The organism is Vibrio coralliilyticus ATCC BAA-450 (genome assembly GCF_000176135.1).
Lineage (GTDB): Bacteria > Pseudomonadota > Gammaproteobacteria > Enterobacterales > Vibrionaceae > Vibrio > Vibrio coralliilyticus.
Genome location: NZ_ACZN01000018.1, coordinates 304,671 through 323,533 on the forward strand (window position 1 = coordinate 304,671; position 18,863 = coordinate 323,533).

17 protein-coding genes are annotated in these 18,863 nt (G+C 44.6%); 9 read left to right on the forward strand and 8 right to left on the reverse strand.

Annotation, left to right across the window (positions count from 1 at the left end; all coding sequences use genetic code 11):
- Both VIC_RS20785 and VIC_RS20790 read right to left on the reverse strand, forming a co-directional pair.
- Positions 1–1,455, reverse strand: coding sequence for an EscC/YscC/HrcC family type III secretion system outer membrane ring protein (locus VIC_RS20785; RefSeq protein ID WP_006962248.1), 1,455 nt, complete (start codon positions 1,453–1,455; stop codon positions 1–3).
- Positions 1,452–1,835, reverse strand: a complete 384-nt coding sequence (locus VIC_RS20790; RefSeq protein ID WP_006962249.1) for a hypothetical protein — start codon at positions 1,833–1,835, stop codon at positions 1,452–1,454. Before VIC_RS20790 ends, VIC_RS20785 begins: the two co-directional genes overlap by 4 nt.
- A gap of 206 nt (positions 1,836–2,041) precedes the next feature.
- On the opposite strand from VIC_RS20790, the gene VIC_RS20795 reads away from it, so the two are divergent.
- Complete coding sequence (locus VIC_RS20795) at positions 2,042–4,822, forward strand: two component system sensor kinase (RefSeq protein ID WP_006962250.1); 2,781 nt, start codon at positions 2,042–2,044, stop codon at positions 4,820–4,822.
- A gap of 14 nt (positions 4,823–4,836) precedes the next feature.
- Complete coding sequence (locus tag VIC_RS20800; RefSeq protein ID WP_039952411.1) at positions 4,837–5,277, forward strand: membrane protein; 441 nt, start codon at positions 4,837–4,839, stop codon at positions 5,275–5,277.
- A 69-nt stretch (positions 5,278–5,346) separates the two neighbouring features.
- Here VIC_RS20800 and VIC_RS20805 read toward each other — a convergent pair whose 3' ends face one another.
- The 5 genes from VIC_RS20805 to sctR all read right to left on the reverse strand — a co-directional run bounded on the left by VIC_RS20805 (position 5,347) and on the right by sctR (position 8,915).
- Positions 5,347–6,021, reverse strand: a complete 675-nt coding sequence (locus VIC_RS20805) for a two component system response regulator (RefSeq protein ID WP_236612199.1) — start codon at positions 6,019–6,021, stop codon at positions 5,347–5,349.
- 139 nt (positions 6,022–6,160) lie between these two features.
- On the reverse strand, positions 6,161–7,213 hold the full coding sequence (locus VIC_RS20810) for an EscU/YscU/HrcU family type III secretion system export apparatus switch protein (protein WP_006962252.1): 1,053 nt from the start codon (positions 7,211–7,213) through the stop codon (positions 6,161–6,163).
- Positions 7,214–7,215: 2 nt separating this feature from the next.
- Positions 7,216–7,998 (reverse strand): type III secretion system export apparatus subunit SctT, encoded by a 783-nt coding sequence (sctT, locus tag VIC_RS20815; protein ID WP_039952418.1) that lies wholly within the window; start codon positions 7,996–7,998, stop codon positions 7,216–7,218.
- Positions 7,999–8,268, reverse strand: coding sequence for an EscS/YscS/HrcS family type III secretion system export apparatus protein (locus VIC_RS20820; protein WP_006962254.1), 270 nt, complete (start codon positions 8,266–8,268; stop codon positions 7,999–8,001).
- Entirely contained in the window at positions 8,265–8,915 is a 651-nt protein-coding gene (gene sctR / locus VIC_RS20825; RefSeq protein ID WP_006962255.1) for a type III secretion system export apparatus subunit SctR, read from the reverse strand. Before sctR ends, VIC_RS20820 begins: the two co-directional genes overlap by 4 nt.
- 188 nt (positions 8,916–9,103) lie before the next feature.
- Between sctR and VIC_RS20830 the strand changes: the two genes are divergently transcribed.
- Entirely contained in the window at positions 9,104–11,929 is a 2,826-nt protein-coding gene (locus tag VIC_RS20830) for a hypothetical protein (protein ID WP_006962256.1), read from the forward strand.
- A 131-nt stretch (positions 11,930–12,060) separates the two neighbouring features.
- Here VIC_RS20830 and VIC_RS20835 read toward each other — a convergent pair whose 3' ends face one another.
- Complete coding sequence (locus VIC_RS20835; protein WP_006962257.1) at positions 12,061–12,423, reverse strand: hypothetical protein; 363 nt, start codon at positions 12,421–12,423, stop codon at positions 12,061–12,063.
- A gap of 258 nt (positions 12,424–12,681) precedes the next feature.
- Here VIC_RS20835 and ccoN point away from each other — a divergent pair, with 258 nt between their 5' ends.
- The 6 genes from ccoN to VIC_RS20865 all read left to right on the forward strand — a co-directional run bounded on the left by ccoN (position 12,682) and on the right by VIC_RS20865 (position 18,863).
- On the forward strand, positions 12,682–14,109 hold the full coding sequence (gene ccoN, locus VIC_RS20840) for a cytochrome-c oxidase, cbb3-type subunit I (protein ID WP_006962258.1): 1,428 nt from the start codon (positions 12,682–12,684) through the stop codon (positions 14,107–14,109).
- 13 nt (positions 14,110–14,122) lie between these two features.
- Positions 14,123–14,743: a cytochrome-c oxidase, cbb3-type subunit II gene (ccoO, locus tag VIC_RS20845; RefSeq protein ID WP_006962259.1), complete on the forward strand. Its 621-nt coding sequence runs from the start codon at positions 14,123–14,125 to the stop codon at positions 14,741–14,743.
- A 15-nt stretch (positions 14,744–14,758) separates the two neighbouring features.
- Positions 14,759–14,935, forward strand: coding sequence for a CcoQ/FixQ family Cbb3-type cytochrome c oxidase assembly chaperone (locus tag VIC_RS20850; protein ID WP_006962260.1), 177 nt, complete (start codon positions 14,759–14,761; stop codon positions 14,933–14,935).
- Positions 14,932–15,912, forward strand: a complete 981-nt coding sequence (ccoP, locus tag VIC_RS20855) for a cytochrome-c oxidase, cbb3-type subunit III (protein ID WP_006962261.1) — start codon at positions 14,932–14,934, stop codon at positions 15,910–15,912. Before VIC_RS20850 ends, ccoP begins: the two co-directional genes overlap by 4 nt.
- Before the next feature lie 89 nt (positions 15,913–16,001).
- Positions 16,002–16,481, forward strand: a complete 480-nt coding sequence (locus tag VIC_RS20860; protein WP_006962262.1) for a FixH family protein — start codon at positions 16,002–16,004, stop codon at positions 16,479–16,481.
- A 9-nt stretch (positions 16,482–16,490) separates the two neighbouring features.
- The gene (locus VIC_RS20865) at positions 16,491–18,863 is read left to right on the forward strand and encodes a heavy metal translocating P-type ATPase (protein WP_006962263.1); all 2,373 of its coding nucleotides are present in this window, start codon (positions 16,491–16,493) and stop codon (positions 18,861–18,863) included.

The window sequence follows — 18,863 nt, forward strand, 5'->3', positions numbered from 1 at the left end:
TTATTGATTGACGGGTTCTGCCTTAATTAAGAACAGACGCATAACGCTTTGCTTGCTGTGGTCTGTACTACGGAAAAGTCCTCCTAGTAGTGGGATATCACCCAGTAATGGAATTTTGTTTTCTACGGTATGGTCTTTGTCCTGAACGAAACCGCCCAACAATAGACTCTCACCGGTTTTTAGCGTGGCTTGCGTTGCAATCTCTGAGTTCTCAACCTGAGGTAATGGATCTTTACTACTCACGGGCTTTGCTTGTTGGCCATCTTGAATGTTTAGTGACAGCATCACTTTTTTAAAGTTATTCTCATTGACCAGTCTTGGTGTCACTCTTAAAAGCGAACCTGTAGTTACGGATTCCAACTTAGCCACCTTCTCTCCTTCAATCTTGGTATAGAAGGTTACGTTTTTGTCCAACACCGCTTGAACATTGTTGAGTGTGACAACGGAAGGTCTTGATAACACCTTTGCTTTTGAGTTCTGCTCTAGTGCATTGAGTCTAACCATGAAGTTGCCAGTGTTGCCAATCACCGTTGAGAAGTTATCGCTGCTCAAGCTACCTTGGTTGAAGGTGACACTCCCTCCGCCAAACTTCGCGGCGGCAGACCAATCGATACCGAGTTGATTAAAGTCCGAAGTGTCAACATCAATAATGGTGACTGAAACTTCAATCATGGTTGGCGTGATGTCCAATTGCTTTATCAGAGAAGCATACATCGCCATATCCATTTTGTTGGTTCGAATGATCACAGCGTTTTGCCGTGAGTCTGCTGAAAAACTGGTTGTGCCTTGATTACTGGCATCAGGTCCTTCATCTTGCTCCATTTGTTTAAGCACAGAGACCACACCTGGTATCGTGACGTCTTGGCTACGGTAGCTATATACGGTGTCTGTTGCAGACGCGTATTTCAGTGGGAAGATTTTGACCGACTTCTGTGATTGCGCATGTTGCTTAGAATCGTTGTCCAGTTGCTGAACATACTTACTCACTGTATTTACACATGCCGGAACCCCATTGACTTGGATTGCGTGCAAGCCTGAAATAGATGTTACCTCACACGCTACTTTGTCAATGAAACCCGCTTTCGCGATGTAGCGCGTCGCTTCCTGATTAGAGAGTGAAGACAGAGAAATTACCTCATTGGTGACCTCTCTCGCCTTGTTTACATGCAATAAATCCCCGTCATAGTACCAGACTAAGCCGTACTGCTGCGCAAGCATGGTTAGGATCTGCTTTGGTGTCTGACCATCTATTTGACCACTGAAAGACTCGCTAATCTGGCTGCTGACTTCCATCGGGATTCCATAGTTCTTGCCCACTTCTTCAATCACTGACTTCAAAGGCGTTCCACGGCTATAGAATACAAACGGTTCACCATGCCATTGAACCGCTGATATCGGCGCAGCATGAGCAAAGTTGATCGTTAAAAGAAGTAACCAGCATAGTAATTTCTTCATAGTTTGCTCCTCCAAATACGAGGTTTGCTGGCTGGAACAGGCTTCAACAACTCTTGCTCCAGATATCTGGACAGTGCCAGTTGCATTTTTATAGAGGAAATCAGTGCTTCGTCGTCAAGCTTATTTGGGTAGCAGCGCCACAATACCCACTCATCATCACGACTTTCTAGGCTGCAATCCCAGCCTTCTTCACATACAGCGAGCACAAGAGACGCTTGCGTTGACCAAAGGCGGTTTTGTGGTGGCTCAATTTGCATACCGATCGTCACGTAATGCTCTGACTGCAGCCATCGAAGTCTTCTGCTTGCGCATTGGCCTTGCCACTGGCTGTCATCTGATGCGCTATCCAGATACCCCATAGCAATTAAACGTTCGATCATTGAGAACCTCTTTCTCTGATTTCGAATTCAGTATGTATCGAGAGGTTTTTGTTCGGTATCAGGTGAACACCTTAGTCTCACCTGAGGGGAAAAGTTTTATTATCTACATCAAGGTAAAGATGGATCTTACGTGATGCTTCACGCTAAGGTAGAAAGAGCGAATCTTGAAATGATTGCGTTAAAAATCAATGACTACAGGAGTAGACATGAAAACTCGTTGGAATTCTTCACTGGTGACCAAACTCACCATTGCTTTTATATCGGTGTTTGTCGGTCTATGGGTACTGATTCAGATAAATGCATTCGATAACACCTACAACGGAACCTTAAAGCAAACGCTGAAGAGTTACGACCAAATCAGTGAGATTCGAGCGCAGATGAATCGCAGTCTTTTTGCTCAAGCGAAGGATGATACCGAGCAATTTGAGCAGCGCCTTGAGCAGTTCCAGACCATGGAAGTGGACTCTAACGCTGAATTAGTTGCCCATCAGTTCAATATCGGCGATACCAACCTACCTATAGAACGCAAACAACTTTGGGCGCTACAAACCTTTGGCATCGCAGGCCAGCAGCGTTATGTAGATAGCTTTATTATTGAGCCGGACAGGCAAGTCTCTATTTATGCTGCTTCAGAAATTGAACGTTCTCACCTTGATCAACGAGTCAATGAGATCATCGACCTTTCTCAACTTGATACGGAAGACGGTTTTCGCTGGAGTGAACCCAAATACGATGCCAGTAGAAACAGCGTCTACATTCTCCTTAGTTACACCTTAAATCCGGAAGATGAAATGGCGCGTCAGGTTGGCTTCGCCATTGACATTAAAGACGTCGTCACTGTCTCCAATGTTTATACCAAAGGCGACCAAAATGTGTTTCTTACACCAGAAGGCGTTGTACCGTTTCATGGTCAGTCTAAACCGGACGAACCAACCAAAGCTCAGTTGAATAACCAAATCATGAAAGCCGGTGGCGTAGAAAATGTTGGAGAGTTTTTTGAAACCGACAATTATTATGTCGTCAGTAAGTTCATCGATGGCCCTGATTGGTTGCAGATTTCCATGGTGCCCAAATCAAGAATTGAGAAGATGGCTTACACACCGTTCTACAACGAGCTCAAATGGTCGCTGGTTTCTTTTGCTGTAATGATTCTAGTCATGTTGTGGATCTTGTGGAAATCACTAGCCCAAACCATCCGTAAATTTGTCGGCATCATTAAAAGTGACCGTCAGCCAACGTTTTCTAGACGCTTACCAGAATCTAGGAAAGATGAACTTGGCGATATCGCTCGCGCTTACAACATGTTGCTCGATACGATTAAATCCAGCTATGACGAGCTTGAGTCTAAAGTTGAACAACGAACCGTTGAGCTTGCTCATGCAAAACAACTGGCTGAAAAGGCGACCGCGCGAAAAAGCGAGCATCTGACAAACATCAGCCATGAACTACGTACGCCTTTGAATGGCATCACGGGTTCGCTTGAGTTACTTCGCAATACTCAGATGAATGAACAACAAGCTGACTTAAGAAATACGGCTTATACGTGTGCTAAATCCCTACTCAGCATCATCAACAACCTGCTCGATTTTTCCAGAATTGAAGCAGATCAAATTGAGCTTAATCTTGCTAGCAATCCCCTTCTCAAAGTGGTCGATGAAGCTATGCTGACGATTCAGTCTAATGTCATCAACAAGCCTGTTGAGTTAAAAACCGTTGTTGCCGATAACATTCCTGAAAGCTGCATATTCGATCCAATCCGAGTAAGGCAAGTACTGGTTAACCTACTCGGCAACGCGGCAAAGTTCACAGAGCAAGGACACATTTTTCTCTACATTGATAGCGAAGATGACATGTTATATTTCACTGTCGAAGATACAGGGCCCGGTATTGCAGCTAATAAGCTGGATGAAGTTTTCGAACCATTCAGACAATCTTCCCAGCATCAGGTTGGCACCGGACTGGGGCTACCTATTTCTCGCAAACTTGCCAGCATCATGGGTGGTAGTTTGTCTTTGAAAAGTGAGCTTGGTGTGGGTTCAACATTTATTTTCGCTATGCCACTGACTGAGCCTGGCATGCGACTACGCCTTAAACAAGGCGTCATTGATGCGCCAGAAAATCTACATACACAGATTTCACTTTGGGGCGGAGAGTGTGTCAATAAACACTCGGAATCACTTCAAAATGATGAACTCAATTATCTGCCTTGGCGACTTTGGAAGCGTTTGTACGAAATTCAGCATGGTATTTCAACTGAGAAAACCACCGTTCCCGCCAAGGAGATGTTGCCTTGGAAGTTGAAAGTACTCTTGGTTGATGATGTTGAAACCAATCGCGATATCATCACCAAAATGTTGGTTGAACTAGGCCAAGAAGTGATTTGTGTGGAGAGCGGTGAGCTAGCGTTGCAAACCGGCGAGCGCCATATCTTCGATCTAGTATTAATGGATATTCGTATGCCAGGCATCGACGGCTATCAAGCGACGCAACTCTGGCGTGAAAGCGAGACTATTCTCGATACCGACTGCCCTATTATGGCATTAACGGCGAACGCCAATCACTCGGAACACGATCAGTCTATGCACCTGATGAACGGCTATCTCACCAAACCTGTTTCATTGAAGGAGCTGGCAAAAGCTCTTGATGTTGCGGCAGAAATTCAGATAGATCGTGACATGCAGCCAGATATCAATACAGACTCAGATACCCCTATTATGGATTTCGCCGAAGACGAATTTACCCAACGACTCGCTAATCATTTCAAAGATATGGCTCAAGCTGCCCGTGAGAGCTTAGCGGATCAGAATTGGCAAGAACTCAGAGACATATTACATAACGTAAAAGGAAGTGCTGGTCTTGCTGGTATCAATGATGTTTCGAGCGCTGCTGCCGATCTAGAAAAGCAATTGGAGCAAACCAATCATATTGAAAGCGAAAAACTTGATCCGCTGCTCCGCGCTTTAGAAAACTATCAATCACGTTCATAGCGAAGTAGGAAAATATGACATACGAACAATGGGACGCAATTGCTGATGCCTACATTCCACTTATAGGTTGCATTAGCCTAATCGTAATCCTGATTACGGGTTTTAGGTCTGGTTTGAGAACCGGTACTAAGCAGCTGCTCGCAACTTTAGTATCAACGCTGTACATCTATGCACTGATGTTTGCAGATAACTATTTCCAAATTTGGCCTTCATTCGGGATGGACTATAGCACCCACACTGCGTTAGCACTGGTGTTCGTCACCTATCTGTTTACCCATAGCAAAGCACTAAAATGGGTCAGCGTGGCGTCTATGATCGCCTATGCCATTTTGATGATGTACCAACACTATCATACGTTTTCAGATATCATCACGACTGCACTCTGCGTTTTACCCGTGCTTTGGCTTTGTCAGACTCGGCTTGTAAAAGGGTTAAACACACAACCTTGTGCCTAACCAATTAAGCATAAAAAACGGCGAACTCAGTAAATGCTGAGTTCGCCGTTTCGTTAAACTTTATCTATATTAGATACCCATCCTATGCGCCCATTTCATTAAATCGGCAACATTGTGGGCGTCTAGCTTACGCATGATGTTCATCCGATGGGTTTCTACGGTTTTCAGACCAATCAACAAAGCTTCAGCAATGTCTCGATTACGTTTGCCTTCGAAGATCAATTTGAGTACCTGTTTTTCCCGCGGAGTTAAAACCGGGATATCCCCCTCTTCAACACCACTTAATGCCTCAATATGTTTGGCATCCAAAGCTGGGTCGAGGAAACTCTTGCCTCGTGTCACACTCTTTATTGCAGCGAGCAATGTACTCTTAGAACCATTTTTCAAAACGTAACCGTTTGAACCGGCATCTAACGCTTCTCGTGCTTTGCGCTCTTCTTCAGAGGCCGTCAATACGATGATCATTATATCCGGCCAACGTTTACGTAACTGTCGAATTGCCTCGACACCGGACATGCCCGGTAGGTTAAGGTCCATGAAGACCATATCAGGCTTGAGCTTAAGACACTCCTCGTATACCCCTAGCCCATCTGTCACGAATCCTACTAACTCCAAATTTGGATATGGAGAAAGGCAGCTTTTTAAACCGTCGAATATAAGGTCATGATCATCCACGACCAAGATTTTTAAATGTGAATACTCGCCAAATGTCATCGTCATTCTCCACGTCAGAAATCGATGCATATAAGGTTCAATATAACCAAACTGCTACGAATTTATTGTTGTTATCGATATTCAATCTATCATTCAACGTGAAGTTATCAAGGGCGTTTTTCATTTAAGTGACATGGGTTCTCATAACGAGGCAGATCGCAGGGCGCGTTTAGTCTTCTCCATCGTCGTAAGAGACGTTCATCACCACGCGAAGTAACTCAGCAACAGGCTCAAACAATGATTCTGGAATGACCTGACCGGGCTCTACCTGGTGATACAAGGCACGTGCTAGCGGAATGTTTTCAACCAGCGGAACCTCATGTTTCTCCGCCATTTCAACAACATGCAGAGCCATATGTTCTTGCGCTTTGTCTAAAACCAATGGCAACGGTGTTTCACCCGGTTGGTAATAGAGGCATACCGCAATGTGCGTAGGGTTTCGGACAATGACTGTCGATTTTTTCACATTAGAAACCAACGAGCCGTTCGCTGTTTCTCTTTGCAGTTCGCGACGTTTTTGCTTCACTTCAGGGTTACCTTCTGTTTCCTTGTATTCCTGTTTAGTGTCTTCTTTCGACATCTTGAGCTGTTTCATTGTCTGGAAATGAACGAAAGCGTAATCCCCAACGGAAAAGACAAGGTAACAAACAAGGAAGGCGCCCCACAGCCATTTGATCAGCGTAAAAATGATCTCAACACCGCAATCTACACCACATGTAGGTAAATACTGGAACATATTCACATGCTGATGCAGCAGGTAATAAAAGACCAAACTGAGCACCAAAATCTTGAGCATGTTCTTACACAGCTCAAACAAGCTTTTCATTGAGAAGATGTTCTTTGCATTGTTGATGACATTCACTTTGTTAAAACTTGGTTTTAAGCTTTCAGATGCCCAAACAGGTCCTGTCTGAACCATGCAGCTAAACGCGACGGTAATTACCAGAATAAAGACCAACCCCGCAATAAATCGAATAAGGATATAAACAAACGCCGCAACAACGGTTTCTGCCGCTACTTTAAGTGGCAAATCGATAGAAGTGATGGCGAGATCGATCATTTTCCAAATCGCCTCCATCATGCCTTGTCCTTCAATAATGAAGTAACCAAGAATCACTGCCATCTGAAAGCCTGTCACAATCTCATTGCTTTTGATGACTTGGCCTTTTTTTCGCGCATCACGCAAGCGTTTTTGGGTTGGTTTTTCGGTTTTCTCAGCCATACCTAGCCCTTAAATAATTGGAACAGTGTTGAGATGTTGCTTTCAAACTGATTTATTTGATTGAGGTAGTGAGACAGTGCGAAATGCATGCTCACCAAAAGTAGAAAGACGACTAAAATGCTTTTTATGGGCATCGATAGGAAAAACACGTTGAGTTGCTCAACAGACCGGTTAACCAAGCCAAGTGCAACATCCACCATGATCATGACGACCATTGCAGGCAGTGCAAAACTCAAGCACATGTCAGACATCATCTGCCACTGTTGGCTGATAAATGACAGCAGGTCCTGATTAAAAGACAAGGCTGACTCAGGAGGTAACACGGTATAGGACTGGTATAGAGCGGTTAACAAGGCGTTAAAACCACCAGATACCAGAAATAACACTCCGAGTATCTGTGTGAAGAACATACCAAACACTGAGGATTGTAACCCCATCAACGGGTTGAGTACCGTCGACATCGATGCACCACGCATTGTATCGATAACAAATCCGGCCATATCAATCGCCCAGAATGGAATGGCAGCACAGAAACCAACAATCAGGCCAATTAAGAGCTCTTCACCGTAAATGAATATTAGTTCTGTTAATGGTTTAGCTGCAAAGTTAACTGGGTGAGCTTGCATCATCGGGATGATGGGCAGTGCGAACATCAGTACCAGTGTATTGCGAATCAACCCGCTTCCCATCGCTCCACCTTTGAAAAGCGGTAGCATTATCATCATGCCCAGTGGTCGCATCATGCAAAGTGCAAGAATCGGAACATATTGCATCAGGGTTGCCATTTAGCCCCCTATGTATCCAATCTGATCGAAAGCCAATCCAGCGTAGTTAAGTAGAGTGCTCCCCATCCAGTGATAGCTCACAGCAAGTGTGATGCAGACAGCCACCAACTTGATAAGGAATTGTAAAGACTGGTCTTGTATCTGCGTCAGTGCCTGAAACAAACTCACCAGAATCCCCACCGCAGAAGCCACGACGACCACAGGTAAAGAAAGGATCAGTACTAACCAAAGCAACTCAGACGTAAAATGGATAATCACCGCTTCGTTCATGAGAAAGACCCCATCAGTTGACCAATCAGTTTGTCCCAACCACCCATTAGTATGAAAATCAATAGCTTGAACGGTAAAGCAATCGTCATTGGCGATACCATCATCATGCCCATCGCTAGTAAGATGTTAGAAACGATCAAGTCGATGGCGACAAACGGCAAATAAAGCAAGAAACCAATTTTGAACGCTTCAATCAATTGGCTCATGGTAAACGCCGGGACCATGACCAGCAGTGAATCTTTGGATAGCTCGCTTTGGTATTGTTCAGGCCAGATTTTGTGCCCAATCTCAGAGAAGAACTGAATTTGGGTATCACTAGTGTTGTGGCTGAGAAATTGATGATATGGCGCGATGATCTGATCACTGATTTGGCTAAACACTTCCGGTGACGCCCAATCCACAGGATGCGCGGCCAAATTATCTCGTATAGCTAAACCAACAGGCGCCATCGTAAACATCGTCAGAATTAGCGCTAAACCATAAATTGCCATATTAGGCGGGATTTGCTGAATACCCAGAGCATTTCGCAACATGGACAGCACGATCGAAAGTTTTAAAAATGATGTGCCCATGACCGCAAACAATGGCAAAAGTGACATGAAAAATAATACTGCGATCAGTTGAATTGGATTATCCAGTAAGGCCATAAACACCTCCCAACGATGGTTACATGGTGAGTTTGCACTAGATAGCCATTGCTTAGTATCAGGTCAGGACCTGAGATATAAGTGACATGGAATTGAATAAAAATGGAGATATAAGTTTTTATAATCAATCACTTCTGAATCTTCGACATATCCTTTAAAGCTAAGTAAACCTTAGAGGACATATGAAGATGAATATACGTACGCTTAGTCTAGGGCTAGTCGCAACCACCATGGCGTGGTTGACCAATGCAAGCCCTTCTTATCAGGATACTGACACGCACTACCTCGCTTTCGAAGCGGAGGACTACCACAACATTATTCGGCACAACGGAGACAATGACGGTTTCAACGTTGTCTCAATCGACGAATTCACCTCCGAATTTGGCACTTCAGTCTTACCCGAAAATTCAGCCTATCCCGCTTCAGAAAACCGCGCTTTGCTAGCCGATTTTCGCTACGAGTATGACATGAACCAATCAACCGTTGAGTACCAAGTCGTTTTTCAAACACCCGGAACTTATCGCCTTTATTACCGACGCTCTATGTTTGAAAAAGACAATGGGTCTTCCTACGGCGGAGAAGATTCATTTTTCTACGCGAACGAATTTGATGGAGGAGGTTTTGTTCAACATGGCAGCCGTCAATCTCAGGATAGTGATGGTGAATCCAATCCAGAGAGCAACCCTTCTGAGGGAAAATTCTTTTGGTATCGAGTCAACAATGATTTCACCGTCACTCAGCAAGACGTAGGAAGGGTTCTTACGTTTTCAATCCGAGACCGGGAAAAAGGTTTCGCACTTGATCGCTTTATCTTCAGCCTCGACCACGATTTAGATATGGAAGAAACGCCAAAAGATGGTGATCGAAATCAACTTGATGAGTTAGTAAATTCGCCAAAGCAGAAACCAGAATCTGTCCCCCACCTATTTCCAATGGACTATGTACCTCATTTCGAAAGCGATGAAGAGATCCTCGCACGTGAAGTAAAGCTCAAGAATATTCGTAATCAATATATTGCTTACTTATTTGAGCAAGACAGGCTTGGTCATAGCCAACAACTGATCGATGCGCTGATCGCCAAGAATAACGAACAGGATGATTCAAAATCTGCGCTTCGAACTCTAATCATGTTGATAACTGATGAATCTTTTTTCCCCCATTGGAGAGGTGACACAGTTAGTCGACTCTATGCAGAGGGGGAACTTGCGCGCGTTGAAGCTGAGCGAGTCATTGTTGAGAGTGACGGCAAAGTCAACGACCTTAAGCAAGTCACTCCCATTCGTCGATACATGGACTACGCTTGGGGACTCTATATGCTTGGAGCATTTCATGATAATACCGAAGAATCAATACGCTTCCGTACCCAATTCGAGGACTTCGTTACTCGCTATCTTGAAGGGATCGATCCCTACTATAAGGGGGCGTATTACACCACTGGTTACAATAAAGAAGTGTTTGCCATGGACGTAGCATCAACCGTAGCTTTGCTCTACAAAAGCACGAGCAAGTTTCCAAATATGAAAGAAGCTTTTCATTCCTTCTGGCACAACGTCACCCAAATGTCATACGACGGTGACAACTCACCACACTACGACAACAGCACCGGCTTCCAAATCATTTTGAATATGGCGTTAAGGCATGGCCTTGAACAGGATGTAATTCAGTCTGAGCATCTGCTAAGAATCATAGATCGTATTTCGAGAACAGTGATGCCGAGTGGTCAATCTGCGAAATGGGGAAAATCGATGGAGAGTATTTCTTCCGGTCAGATAAAAATATCTGCTGGGGCTAACCTTCCGTGGGTTTTAAAAATGAGCTACCGCTTGTGGCATCATCCTCATTACCTTTACATGGCGCGCAAATACCAGGCTTTTCTTTATCAAGACCATGGTCCATTTTCAGGCAGTGACTATTCACCAGATCTTTGGCCGGCGGGCATTGATGCATTCAATATCGAGTTAGCTAAACCAAACACTGGAGACGTACTGTCTCGTACTACTCCTCGCATAACCTCTTGTTGTGAGTATGACGGACTATTACTTGGCCGCGGTGATACAAACTACGTAGATGTCCAAGATAAGCTGGTACTTTCAACTGGGCATCACCCAAGAGCACCTTATATGTTGATGGATTTGAGCTATACCCAACATAAAGCCGCACATGACCATCGTTCTGGTATCGATAATCACAACTTCAATGGTGCTCATACTGTAACCAGAATGAAACGGTGGGCTGAAGCCAATAAAACCAATGGGATATACATCAATCCTACTCAATATGAATATCCCTCAGCACCTTATCCTTCAAAGGAAGTATCAGCACCCGGAGATAATGAACGGTTTAAGCAAGTCATGAACTATGAACCTTCATCTGGCTATGAGATTGAAGAATATAGTGCACAACAACTCTCTGATGACGCAGCCTATGGCGTAGTTAAATATCGCCGCTACCAATACGAAGATGTAGTTGCTAAGCGTGAAACCGTGTTACTCCACAATGGCGTTTTAGTGGTATTGGACACGCTATCTACTACACCAACCTACTCAGGAGATCATATCGGCGGCGCCCTTTATCAGGTATTACCGCAACTAAAATCGTCACAAGGTAACAACTGGGTTCTTCTTAAAGGGCAACAAAAAATGCTACCAACAGACTTACCCTCAGGAGAGCTACAGCAACTCGATACCTTATTGGTGTTTGAAGCTTCCGATGAAGACGTTGAGGTGAAACTGAGCAGAAACATTTGGGACAATGAAGAAAGGGAATGGTTTAGCGCTTCAAAATCACTTGGCACAAGCGAGTCATTTAAAATTGTCTCTTTGATACTGCCATTAAGAAACAGTCACGCAATCCAATCGTTCGTTAACGCTATAGACATAAAGTATGAGGCCGAATCAACACTGATCACTATTCCGTATAACTCAACACAGAACTTAAAGGTGGCTTTTCATTCCAATCAACCAGCTAACGTTAGCTACGATAATTTCAGTGAAAAAATCACACAAAGTGAATAATAATTTGCTGACTTAGAAATCCTCAAAGAAAAGGCCATTCGCTCTTATATAGAGGGCGAATGGCCATAAATAGAAACAGTAAATATATCTAAACAAAAAGACAATCTAGGTATATTAGATTGATATAAAATTTAAAGGCGGAACTTAACACCAATAATATTTGCTTCTTCGAGATCTTGAAGTGTTAGTTCAAAATCTTCTTTTGATGAGAGTTCAACCTCCCAACTTTTCTCTTTACTTTCGACTTTTAGCAGGGAATTTTCACTGGTTAACTGCCAATTTCCTGTCGGTTTTTCCACTACCAGTTTTGAGCCTTCCAAAACGGCATTGATAGAACTATTTTTAACATTAAAAGTACAACTTGGTTTCAACTCACATTCCACATTTCCTTGCTCTTTGTAGGCCATTGTTCGCCAAATAAACGCAGTAATTAAAAGGGTTAACATGATGATTATTTGAGCAAAACGACCACGTGTGAGTTTTTCGGCTGCCATTCGGTACGGTTCTCCGTGTAACAAACTTCAAAGTTTTAAAATAAAAGGTCAAAACCTGACCGACTGTAAGGTTACTACCCTGTCATTGAATTGTTAAATGCAGTATAGTTGGCGGCTGAAAATGCCACTTTTTTATTAAAATCGGCAAGAAAGTTTAACCGACTGTTTCGGCGTCATTTTCTTTATGGTTTGGGTGGCATTACGACATGTGTCGTGTTGGAAGTAAAGTGTAGTTAATTAGAAATTGGAAGCATGCAAATGAGCCAAGAAAAGCAGCTTGAACAAAACTACAACTATACGGTCGTCCGTCAGTTCACCCTAGTAACCATTCTATGGGGTATTGTCGGTATGGGCGTTGGTGTTTTGATTGCCGCTCAATTAGTTTGGCCACAGCTAAACTTTGATACGCCGTGGTTGACGTACAGTCGTTTACGTCCTCTGCATACTAATGCGGTTATTTTTGCGTTTGGTACAAGTGCTCTGTTCGCAACGTCTTACTACGTTGTGCAGCGTACCTGTCAAACTCGTTTATTTGGTGGCCCTCTTGTTGCCTTCACCTTTTGGGGTTGGCAAGCAATCATCTTAGCAGCAGCTATCACTCTGCCTTTAGGTATGACCTCAGGCAAAGAGTACGCTGAACTGGAATGGCCGATCGACATCGCTATCGCGGTAGTCTGGGTCTCTTACGCTGTCGTGTTCTTCGGGACATTGATCAAGCGTAATACGTCTCACATCTACGTAGCGAACTGGTTCTTCGGAGCCTTCATCATCACAGTAGCGGTTCTTCATATCGTTAACAGCATGGCTATCCCTGTGTCTATGGGTAAATCGTACTCGATTTATTCAGGTGCGGTGGATGCGATGGTTCAATGGTGGTACGGACACAACGCGGTAGGTTTCCTACTAACTGCGGGTTTCCTAGGTATGATGTACTACTTTGTTCCTAAGCAAGCTGAACGTCCTGTTTATTCTTACCGTCTATCTATCGTTCACTTCTGGGCGCTTGTATCTCTATACATTTGGGCCGGCCCTCACCACCTACACTACACTGCTCTACCAGATTGGACGCAGTCAATTGGTATGGTGATGTCTTTGGTACTGTTCGCTCCTTCTTGGGGTGGTATGATCAACGGTATCATGACGCTATCTGGTGCTTGGCATAAGCTTCGTTATGACCCAATTCTTCGTTTCCTAATCGTATCTCTATCGTTCTACGGTATGTCTACGTTTGAAGGTCCAATGATGTCAATTAAGACAGTTAACGCACTGTCTCACTACACTGACTGGACTATCGGCCACGTACACTCTGGTGCACTTGGTTGGGTTGCAATGGTTTCTATCGGTTCTGTATACCACCTAGTTCCTCGCCTGTTTGGTCAAGAGCGTATGTACTCTGTGAGCATGATCAACGCGCACTTCTGGTTGGCAACAATCGGTACGGTTCTATACATCGTTGCAATGTGGATCTCTGGCGTAATGCAAGGTCTGATGTGGCGTGCAGTTAACTCTGACGGTACGTTGACTTACAGCTTCGTTGAATCTGTACAGGCTTCTTACCCGTTCTACTTCGTACGTTTCCTAGGTGGTTTCATCTTCCTAACTGGTATGTTCTTAATGGCATACAACACGTACAAGACTGTAACAGCGCCAAAAGATAGCCTAAAAGCTATCCCGCAGCCGGCATAAGGAGATTAAAAGAATGAGTTCTAATTCTAACAATCGCCACGAAATTGTTGAGCGCAATGTCGGTTTGCTAGCGATTCTTATTGTTTTTGCAATCAGCTTGGGTGCTCTTGTAGAGATCACCCCGCTTATTTTCCAAAAACAAACCACTGAGCCTGTTGACAACCTACGCCCATACACAGCTCTTGAGCTGGAAGGTCGTGACGTTTACATCCGTGAAGGTTGTAACGTATGTCATAGCCAGATGATTCGTCCATTCCGTTCTGAAACTGAGCGTTACGGTCACTACTCTGTTGCTGGTGAAAGTGTTTGGGAACACCCATTCCTATGGGGTTCTAAGCGTACTGGTCCAGACCTAGCACGCGTTGGTGGTCGTTACTCTGATGAGTGGCACCGCGTTCACCTAATTGACCCGCGTGAGCTTGTTCCTGAGTCAAACATGCCTGGTTTCCCATGGCTGGCTGACAATGTTCTTGATGGTAAGAACACAGAGAAGAAGTTAACAATCTTCCGCGATCAGTTTGGCGTTCCATACACTGATGAGCAAATCGCAAACGCGTCTAAAGATGTAGAAGGTAAAACTGAGATGGATGCCATCATCGCTTACCTTCAGTCTCTTGGTCACGCAATGAAGTAATAAAGGGGTGAAATTATGGATATCGGTACTATTCATGGTATTTGGACCATAGTGCTTTTCGTGTGCTTTATAGGTGTAGTTTGGTGGGCCTACGGTAAAAACCGCAAAGCTCGCTTCGATGAAGCTGCGAACCTTGTTTTTGCCGATGAAGAGCAAGCACCCTCAAAAGAACAAGGAGTGACTAAGCAATGACTACATTTTGGAGTCTTTGGATAATCATCATCACAGTCGGTACACTGGTCGGCTGTGCTGCACTACTGTTTTGGTGCCTTAAAGATAAAATGGGCGTTGAAGAAGGTGCAGATATGGGTCACGAATACGATGGTATTCGTGAGCTAAACAACCCACTGCCAAAGTGGTGGACGTATCTGTTTGTAAGTACTTTCGTATTTGCAGCAGTTTACTTCACACTTTATCCAGGTATGGGTAGTTTCAAAGGTGTACTTGGCTGGCAGAGTTCTGACCAGTTGGTAACAACGCTTGAAGAATCAAAAGCGTCTATCGCTAGAGCTCAAGAGAACAAAGAACTTGTGCAATACGCGAAAGAACTAGACGATGCAGAAACTTACTTCGGTGAAGCTTTCAAGCGTCTAGCGTATGTTGATGGTTCTTCTGAACTACGCCCTATTCCAGAAATTGCCGCTGATGAAGAAGCAGTAAAAGTAGGTCAACGCTTGTTCCTACAGAACTGTTCTCAGTGTCACGGCTCTGATGCTCGTGGTCAGAGAGGTTTCCCTAACCTAACTGATGACGCATGGCTATACGGCGGTGAGCCTGAAGCAATCGTAACGACTGTAATGCAAGGTCGTATCGGTCAGATGCCAGCATGGAAAGACGCGCTAGGCGAACAAGGCGTTAAAGAAGTGGTTAGCTACACGCTAAGCCTTTCTGGACGTTCTGTTAACGCACGTGAAGCCGAAGCTGGTAAAGCTCGCTTCGTTGTGTGTGCTGCGTGTCACGGTACTGATGGTAAGGGTAACCCTGCTGTTGGTGCACCAGACCTGACCGATCAGGACTGGTTGTTCGGCGGTTCGCGCGCTGACGTAACTGAAACTGTAATGAATGGCCGTTCCGGTGTAATGCCAGCATGGAAGGACATTCTGGGCGAAGATAAAGTCCAACTTGTTTCAGCTTATGTCTGGAGCTTAAGCAACTCAGATAATAAGTAACATTTCAATAACGGCCCCTTTTGAAGGGGCCGTCTTTCCTTTACAGTTAAAGCCCTAATTTATTTAATTTTTTTATTGAGAACTTTTGTATGGAAAAGCCTTGGTATAAGCAGTTTTGGCCCTGGTTTATACTCTCCTTAACGGTCGGAGTGTCTATATTAACTTTGGTTCGAGTCGCAATACTTACCAACCACTCAATTCACTTAGTGACTGAGGATTATTACAAGAAAGGTAAAGGTATTAACGTCGATATCACTAGAGTCAAAGTCACTAAAGAGTTAGGCCTTGACGCTACGGTTCGCTCCGAAGGCGACACTGTGGTGATTCAGTTTGATAAAGGCCAGCTAAAGCATTACCCAGCAATTACCGCTATGTTTGCTCACCGAACCCTTCCTGACCATGATTTCACGAAGCTTGTTACATCAGACGCAAGTGGTCAGTACCGACTTAAGCTTGATAGTGAGCTTCAAGGTCCATGGTTTATAGAGCTAACCCCGCACGACGAGAAGTGGCTAATCCAAGGCCGTGTAGAGTTCCCAACATCGTCAGCAGTACAACTAACCAATTAAGAAGCGTCTATGTGCAAATCCTGTTATCACTGTGGTGAAGATGTACCAGCCAACACGGATTTCAAAGTCGAAATTTTGGGTCAAACACGAGATATGTGTTGCCCAGGCTGTGAGACAGTAGCTCAGACTATCGTCGATAGCGGACTGGTTTCCTACTACCAATATCGAACAGCCCCTGCAGAAAAAGCCGATTTAGTGCCTGAGCAACTTCAGGCACTTATTCATTATGACAACGAAGAAGTCCAGTCCGAGTTTGTTAGAAACGCCGAAGACAAAGCCGAAGTTACCTTGTCACTAGAAGGTGTATCATGTGCCGCGTGTGCATGGTTGATAGAGAAACAAGTTTCCACTCGCACTGGTGTTCTTTCTATTCGAGTCAATACCACGACAAACCGAGCAATTCTGGCATGGGATAAAACCCAAACTAAACTTAGCGAACTGCTCTCTAGCATTCATCAACTCGGTTACAAAGCTGCACCTTTTGAAGCAGACAAACAAGAAGCCGCTTATCATGAGTCCATGAAGCAATACCTATATCGACTAGGTATTGCTGGCTTAGCAACAATGCAAGTAATGATGCTGGCTGTTGCACTATATCTTGAAGTATTTGGTGACTTGGAGCCTGAATTTAAAAGCTACTTTCGCTGGGTGAGTTTAATCTTCGCAACGCCGGTGATGCTATACTCTGCCCTTCCATTCTACCTCAATGCATGGCGTAGTATTCGCAGTCGAACGCTAGGCATGGATGTGCCTGTCTCATTGGCCATGATCTTCGCTTACTTTGCCAGTTTGGTAGCAACAGTCACCGAGCAAGGTGAAGTCTTCTTTGAATCCATCTCTATGTTTGCGTTCTTCCTCCTCGTAGGTCGCTTTCTTGAGATGCGTGCTAGACGCAAAGCTGCAGCGGCAAGCGGAAACTTGCTCAAGCTCATCCCAGCCATTGCGACTAAGTTAGATGGCGATCAGGTTCCTGTTAAAACGCTTAAACTCGGCGACCAAATTCGCGTTCTTCCGGGCGAGCATGTTCCTGCAGACGGGAAGATCATCAAAGGACGTGTCCATATTGATGAATCCATGTTAACTGGTGAGTCAGTGCCAGTGGTCAAGAATGTCGATGATTACGTATATGCTGGCACATTAAATGGCGAAGAGTCGTTCGAGCTAGAAGTAACTTCAACTAAAGCAGACTCGATGATTTCCAACATTGTCCGCTTACAAGACGAAGCTCAGTTGTCGAAGCCAAAAATCGCTCAAATTGCAGACGTTGTCGCCCGTTACTTTGTCGCGATTATTTTAGTAATTGCAGCAGGTACGTGGGTTTTCTGGCACCAGACTAAGCCGGATGACGCATTTTGGATCATGCTTTCAGTCTTAGTGGCTACCTGCCCTTGTGCGTTATCTCTAGCAACACCAACAGCATTAACCTGTGCTACCTCTCGAATGGGTAACCTAGGCATTCTTCTGCGTAAAGGGCACGTATTCGAAACACTCTGTAAGATTAACCACCTTATCGTTGATAAGACTGGCACGCTGACTCATGGCGACATAATGATCAGCGAAGTAAACACCTTCTCTGATACCTCAAAAGAAGAAGCCTTAGCGATTGCGGCCTCACTTGAATCCCACGCAAACCACCCAATCGCGAGAGCTTTTAAGTCATATCAAAGCTTGGAAGTTCAGGTAAATGATGTAGAAAACATTATTGGCTCTGGCATTCAAGGTACTTACCAAGGCCAAAGCGTTAAGATCGGCAGTGCAAGCTTCATCTTGGGGGAGCAATCAGAAGCGGAACCTAACTCCGTGTATCTGTCCTTGGATGGTCAACATGTCGCCACCTTCATTTACCAAGACCCAATTCGTGCAGAATCTAAGACATTCATCGAGCGCTTTAAGCAGGCGGGTATCAAAGTCACTTTGCTCACTGGGGATTCCCAATCTAACGCAGACGTAGTCGCCAAAGAGATCGGTATCGAAACAGTGGTTGCAGGCGCAAAACCTCAAGACAAACTGGAATACTTGCAAAACGTCGACGACAACGATGTGACCATGATGATTGGAGATGGAATCAACGACGCCCCTACCCTCGCGGGTGCCCATCTATCTGTCGCGATGGGCGGCGGTGCTGATGTGGCTAAAGCGTCTGCTGATATGGTCCTGCTCGGCGACCAATTGGACCGCATTCTTGAAGCTCGTAAGCTCGCTCTGCAAACACGTAAGATTATCCGCGAAAACCTCGCTTGGTCACTTGGTTACAACATTTTGATCTTGCCATTGGCCGTTGCAGGATTTGTCGCTCCTTATTTTGCAGTTGTTGGTATGTCTGCAAGCTCAATTATTGTAGTATCTAACTCTCTACGCTTGCTCAAAGAACAAGGTAAATAA